Below are 4200 nucleotides of genomic sequence, written 5' to 3' on the forward strand. Positions count from 1 at the left end.
ATCAAGGTACCAAAAGGAGGGTAGGCAAACTTGGTACTGTTGAAATGATTCTTGCAGAATACTGATTTTGCATGAGAGAAGGTCAGGAAGCCTTGCTCGCCGTGGTAGGAGCCCATACCTGATTCACCAACGCCGCCAAAATGTAAGTCTTCTTGAGCAAAGTGAGAGACTGTGTCGTTAATGCAGACGCCGCCAGCTCGAACTTGTTCTAGTACATATTGCTGTTCGTCTTTGTCCATTCCAAAATAGTAAAGCGCCAAGGGCTGAGGGCGATCATTAATGAAGTCCAGAGCTTGGTCTAGCGACTTAGTGGGTAGGATTGGCAGGATTGGGCCAAAGAGTTCTTCTTGCATCACTAGCATATCATCAGTGGCATTTAGCACCAGGTGGATAGGCATCTTACGTGTACCGGTTTGCATATCTTCGTCAGCCGGGTTGCACTCAATAATCGTTGCGCCTTTGCTTTTTGCATCGTCCAGGTAAGATTGCAGGCGTGCGAGCTGTCGTTCATCGACTACGCTGGTGAAGTCAGTGTTGTGCTTCAGCGTTGGGTACATCTTGGCAAAGAAGTGTTGGAATCGATCAACGAAATGCTCCAGGCGGTGCTCTGGACAAAGAATGTAGTCAGGTGCAATGCAGGTTTGGCCAGCATTAAAAGCCTTACCAAAAACAACTGACTGTGTTGCATCGTCCATATTGACATCGTCAGAGATGATTGTTGGAGATTTGCCGCCAAGCTCAAGCGTGACGGGTGTTAAGTTAGCCGCCGCTGCTTTCATTACATGGCGGCCAACAGCCGTTGAACCGGTAAACAGTAAATGGTTCCATGGGATGCTAGAGAACTCAGTCGCGACTTCTGCATCACCCTGAACAATCGCAACCAGATCTTGAGGAAAGGTGTCGGAGATTAGTTGCTCGATTAGTGCAGAGGTCTGCGGTGTAAACTCTGACATCTTGATCATGGATCTGTTACCTGCAGCCAAAGCAGCGACAAGAGGGCCCATTGATAAAGACACGGTATAGTTCCAAGGCGAAATAATGCCAATAATCCCCAGCGGTTGATATTGCACAAAACCTGTCGCAGGTTGAAATAAAGGAGAGATCTTTTTCTTATCTTTGCTCATCCACGATTTCAGGTTTTTGATGTTGTAGTCGATGCCGTGAATGGTTGTCATTAGCTCAGCAAGTTTTGTTTCATCAGCAGAGCGGTTAGAAAAGTCGCTGGAAATTGTCTCGATAATCTCGTCTTGATTATCAAGAAGCATGCTTCTAAGTTTTTTAAGGTTTGCGACTCTTTCCTGATAAGAAGGCATTGGGTTTTTACGGAAAGCAGCTTTTTGCTCGGAAAAAATCTGATTCATGCGTTGGATTTGTTTTTTGCTTTCACTTATTTGAATGACTTCAGCAACCATGGGGATGAGCTCCGACAATATGTCTATCTGTTTGTGTTAGGCGAAAAATAGAAGAAAAACGAAAATAATCTACTTTTTACAATATACTTTATATTTTTAGAGTATATACTCTAAAAAGTCAACACTTAGAGATCAAAAATATGACTGCGAGTCATTTTTTAATTTTGGTGACCAGGATTGCATCCTGTTAAAAGCTATATATAGTGGCGCTGATCAGGTACAAGTACGCCTGACTTGAAGAGCTGCATAAGAAAATGTACATGATTGGGAGGTTAGTGAGTACATGAAAACCAAAGAAAAAATTGTATTGGCTGCGCTGGAGTTGTTTAACGAGCGTGGAGAGCGGAACGTATCGACTAACCATATTGCTGCTCACCTTGGAATGTCTCCCGGCAACCTGTATTACCACTTTAGAAATAAAAGCGACATTATTTACGAGATTTTTAAGAACTACGAGCTACTTGTAGATTCATATCTGAATGTGCCGAGCGGCAGAGCGATACATATAAATGATCTGATTACCTATTTGGATGCGGTCTTTAACGGTTTATGGGCTTATCGTTTCTTGCATAGAGATCTAGAGCATTTGCTGGACAGCGATGAGCGCCTGCGTGAAGATTATCGACGATTTACTTTACGTTGTTTGAGTGGTATCCAAAGCATTATTTATGCGATGGAGAAGAGTGAAATCTATCAGCCAATGGAAGATCAGCAGCGAAAGTCGAAAGCCTTAAATACCTGGTTGATTGTGACGAATTGGATGACTTACCTAAAAACTATCCAAAGTGCTGAGGACGAAGCGCAGGCGCTGAACCAGAAGAGTATTCAGCACGGTGTGTATCAAATACTCGACTATGTCATACCTTATTTGTATGAAGACAAACGGGCCTTAGCGCTGGAATTGCAGGAAAACTATCGCTTTGAAGGGATCGCGCCAAAAGTCTAATCTTCTTGGCTGTCTTCAGGGGAAGGGCTATTATCTAGCAAGCGCTGATTGATAATCTTGTCCAGAGCAAAGCGGCTTTCTTTTATGCCAGACTTTTTCAGGCTCGAAAACAAAATGACATCTTCCAGAGATTGGTGTGCTTCTAACTGCTTCTTAACCTGAAACATGACTTGCTTTGCAGGGCCAAACTTGAGTTTGTCGCTTTTAGTTAGAAGGATTAATGTAGGTAGCTGACATTCACTGGACCAGTCGAGTAGCATTTGGTCGAACTCGGTAAGAGGTTTGCGGATGTCCATGATAAGCACTAAGCCCGCAAGGCTTTCTCGGTTGCGTAGATAGTCATCGAGGTGCTTTCCCCATTCAGCTTTCAGGTCCAGGGATACCTTTGCAAAGCCATAGCCGGGCAGGTCGACTAGCCGAACCCCGGGCGTGCTAAGGGAAAAAAAGTTAATCAGTTGGGTTCTGCCGGGAGTCTTACTGGTTCGGGCAAGCTTCTTATTGTTAGTGATTGAGTTGATGGCTGAAGATTTTCCTGCATTGGAGCGACCGGCAAAGGCAACTTCAACGCCTTGGTCTGGCGGGCAGTTCTTGAGTTTTGATCCGCTTTGGCTGAAACGGGCGCTGTTGTAGGAGATATTCTTCGGCGTATTTGGGTGGTTCATGACTAACTCAATCAGAAAAAAGCACAGAATAAAAACCACTATTTAATGTAAGGGTTTTATCAGGAAGGGCTTAGTGTATAATAGCCTGAAATTTTTTGCCCATAATTTTCTGAGTGAGGGTGATCGGCTTGTTGTTTTAGTTTGATCAGCCATACTGTTAAGGTTTTGAAGATTAGAGAATTCATTAGCTTGTTTTGTCCTTCAGAGCTGCTTGGTTATGTGGGTAAAAATGACAATATTAGATTTATGTTTAGAGATGAAAGTGAGCGCAATTAAAATGAAAATGATTTTAAAAAGTGTAGTGATCGTTGCAGGTTTGGTAGGGTCTTTGGGGGCTTCAGCCGCTGGTGACGTTGAGGCAGGAAAGGCCGCTTCAGCTACGTGTGCTGGTTGTCACGGTGCCGATGGAAATAGTGTTGTTGCTAACTTTCCTAAACTGGCAGGCCAAGGTGAGAAGTACTTGGTTAAACAAATGAATGACATCAAAGAAGGTAAGCGTCCTGTAATCGAAATGACAGGCTTGCTTGATGCGCTTTCTGCACAGGATATCGAAAACATTGCCGCTTACTTTGCGTCACAAACAACTACGCCTGGCCAAGCAAAGAAAGACTTGGTAGAAAAAGGTGAGATCATGTACCGCCAGGGTAATGCAGCAACTAAGGTTGCGGCGTGTGCAGTAAAGCGATTATCGATGTCATCGATCAGAAGTCCAATGTTATTGCCTTGACCTCAGATGGAATGTTAGAAGTATTCAAATAGGAAGGTAGGGAACTAGAAAGCCGAGAAGCATATTGCTCCTCGGCAGAGACGAAGCTTATTTATATAAACCAGAAATATAGCTGGCAACTGCTTCAATTTCTTTGTCATTCAAACGAGCCGTTACTGAACGCATCATACGCGAATCACCATCGTTGCTACGCTCACCACTACGGAACTTCTTAAGCTGAGATGCGATGTAATCAGCATGCTGACCGGCAAGCGCTGGAAATGCAGCCAATGACACACCTTCACCTGCTGGGCCGTGACACGCTGCACACGCCGCAACCTTAGTTGCTGCATTACCCTGGCGGTACATGATCTCACCTTTTTCTACCAAGTCTTTCTTTGCTTGGCCAGGCGTAGTTGTTTGTGACGCAAAGTAAGCGGCAATGTTTTCGATATCCTGTGCAGAAAGCGCATC

Annotated in this window: 5 protein-coding genes; 2 read left to right on the forward strand and 3 right to left on the reverse strand. The window is 44.3% G+C overall.

The features are described from left to right. The coding region (locus A3735_RS16885) for a coniferyl aldehyde dehydrogenase (protein WP_068638325.1) at positions 1–1412 on the reverse strand (1412 nt) is incomplete at its 3' end. Positions 1413–1695: 283 nt separating this feature from the next. Between A3735_RS16885 and A3735_RS16890 the strand changes: the two genes are divergently transcribed. Beyond that, entirely contained in the window at positions 1696–2358 is a 663-nt protein-coding gene (locus A3735_RS16890) for a TetR/AcrR family transcriptional regulator (RefSeq protein WP_068514544.1), read from the forward strand. Here A3735_RS16890 and yihA read toward each other — a convergent pair. Next, the gene (yihA, locus tag A3735_RS16895) at positions 2355–3020 is read right to left on the reverse strand and encodes a ribosome biogenesis GTP-binding protein YihA/YsxC (RefSeq protein WP_068508187.1); all 666 of its coding nucleotides are present in this window, start codon (positions 3018–3020) and stop codon (positions 2355–2357) included. The genes A3735_RS16890 and yihA overlap by 4 nt on opposite strands. A gap of 262 nt (positions 3021–3282) precedes the next feature. On the opposite strand from yihA, the gene A3735_RS16900 reads away from it, so the two are divergent. Further along, entirely contained in the window at positions 3283–3747 is a 465-nt protein-coding gene (locus tag A3735_RS16900; protein WP_231882567.1) for a cytochrome c, read from the forward strand. Between the two features lie 87 nt (positions 3748–3834). Here the strand turns inward: A3735_RS16900 and A3735_RS16905 are convergent. Continuing rightward, positions 3835–4200 (reverse strand): c-type cytochrome (locus tag A3735_RS16905; RefSeq protein WP_156499726.1); only part of this gene is annotated, 366 nt, incomplete at its 5' end.

It is taken from the genome of Oleiphilus sp. HI0061 (genome assembly GCF_001635675.1).

Excerpts from the sequence above, each read along its gene's own strand:
- A3735_RS16890 (WP_068514544.1), top strand. The coding sequence starts at position 1,696 with ATGAAAACCAAAGAAAAAATTGTATTGGCTGCGCTGGAGTTGTTTAAC.
- yihA (WP_068508187.1), bottom strand. The coding sequence starts at position 3,020 with ATGAACCACCCAAATACGCCGAAGAATATCTCCTACAACAGCGCCCGT.